The sequence below is a fragment of the Paenibacillus periandrae genome (assembly GCF_022458865.1).
In the GTDB taxonomy this organism is placed as follows: domain Bacteria; phylum Bacillota; class Bacilli; order Paenibacillales; family NBRC-103111; genus Paenibacillus_S; species Paenibacillus_S periandrae.
The window spans coordinates 1-1998 of record NZ_JAJNMU010000075.1 but is presented as its reverse complement, the minus strand read 5'-3'; the positions used below and the strand labels follow the sequence as shown (position 1 = coordinate 1998).

Below are 1998 nucleotides of genomic sequence, written 5' to 3'. Positions count from 1 at the left end.
GGATCAATATCAGTGCGAACAATGGATTTCCTTCTTATTTAGGGATCGGGGAACTGGGGATGCAGTATGTGAATTTGAATCCAGATGGAATCGTGGCAATGACCAGCAATACAACACCGAGTGGGATGGCCAGTGCGAGTGGAGAATATTCACCGAGCTATGCATCGTGGATGGCTTTTGATAAAAATGCTGGAACGGGTTGGGTTGGAGCAAGTGGAGTGACGACAGGGTGGCTGGCTTATGATTTTCAAACTAATAAAATAGTGAACGATTACACGCTCAAACCTCGCTACATTAATGGGGGCGTCGAGGAATCTCCAAGGACATGGACGTTTGAGGGATGGAACGGTAGCGGCTGGGAAGTGTTAGACACACGAAGTGGAGTGACCGATTGGCAGCTTGGAGTACAAAAAGAGTTTGGATTTGTGAATACCAAAGCTTACACCAAGTACCGGATCAATATCAGTGCGAACAATGGATTTCCTTCTTATTTAGGGATCGGGGAACTGGGGATGCAGTATGTGAATTTGAATCCAGATGGAATCGTGGCAATGACCAGCAATACAACACCGAGTGGGATAGCCAGTGCGAGTGGAGAATATGCACCGAGCTATGCATCGTGGATGGCTTTTGATAAAAATGCTGGAACGGGTTGGGTTGGAGCAGATGGAGCGACGACAGGATGGTTGGCTTATGATTTCCAGACAAATAAAACAGTGAACCAGTATAGCTTACAAACACGAGGGGACTTCCATGGTGGAGGTCCAGCGGAGATGCCGAAAACGTGGACATTTGAGGGATGGAACGGTAGCGGCTGGGAAGTGCTGGACACACGAAGTGGAGTGACCAATTGGCAATTTGGGGAACAAAAAGAGTTTGGATTTGTGAATACCAAAGCTTACACCAAGTACCGGATCAATATCAGTGCGAACAATGGATTTCCTTCTTATTTAGGGATCGGGGAACTGGGGATGCAGTATGTGAATTTGAATCCAGATGGAATCGTGGCAATGACCAGCAATACAACACCGAGTGGGATAGCCAGTGCGAGTGGAGAATATGCACCGAGCTATGCATCGTGGCTGGCTTTTGATAAAAATGCTGGAACGGGTTGGGTTGGAGCAGATGGAGCGACGACAGGATGGTTGGCTTATGATTTCCAGACAAATAAAACAGTGAACCAGTATAGTTTACAAACACGCGGAGACATCCATGGTGGAGGTCCAGCGGAGATGCCGAAAACGTGGACGTTTGAGGGATGGAACGGTAGCAGTTGGGAAGTGTTGGACACACAAAGTGGAGTGACCAATTGGCAAATTGGGGAACAGAAAGAATTTGGATTTGTGAATACCAGAGCGTACACCAAGTACCGGATCAATGTCAGTGCGAACAACGGGTTTCCTTCGTATCTTGGAATCGGGGAAATGGGGATGCAGAACACGAACATGAAATAGAAAAGGAGTAAAGTGATCTTATAACGCAGGGGAGGTGAACATACCTCAATTGATCATTGACTGATGGATGAAGGAGATTGAGCGACGGTGCGGTGCAAATTGTGATTCTGGAGGCCCATCCAGGTAAATGAGGAGAATGTTATGAAGTATTTCATACAGATCAGGTTCATCTTGCTTTTTATTTTATTGTTATTAGCATATTCAACTGAAGCTTCGGCGTTTGAAAACATCTATAAGTATGATAGTAATGGGAAATTAATCACAGTTATTGAAGAAAACGGAGCCGTAAATTATCAATATGATGCTAACGGAAACTTGGTCAAAAAAGAAAAAACAAACAATTTAGTCAATAATCCTGATTTCGAAGTGGAGGGGGAAACGGATAGCCTTGCAGATGGTTGGGACTACTGGAAGTCTAATCCGGACATGGCAACGGGGATGGCGGTGGTTAATACGCCGGTAGCCTCAGGAACCAAGGCACAGAAAATAGCGAGCAGTGCCATGCCAGCGGGCGAAGCGATCTTTGTGCTGCAAGACTTGGCGG

General features: G+C 46.1%; 2 protein-coding genes. Both read left to right on the top strand.

From position 1 onward, the window contains the following. Nucleotides 1-1454 (top strand): discoidin domain-containing protein (locus tag LRL21_RS44520; RefSeq protein WP_240422173.1); only part of this gene is annotated, 1454 nt, incomplete at its 5' end. Nucleotides 1455-1595: 141 nt separating this feature from the next. Beyond that, nucleotides 1596-1998: RHS repeat domain-containing protein (locus LRL21_RS44515; protein ID WP_240422172.1), on the top strand; the 403-nt coding region annotated here is incomplete at its 3' end.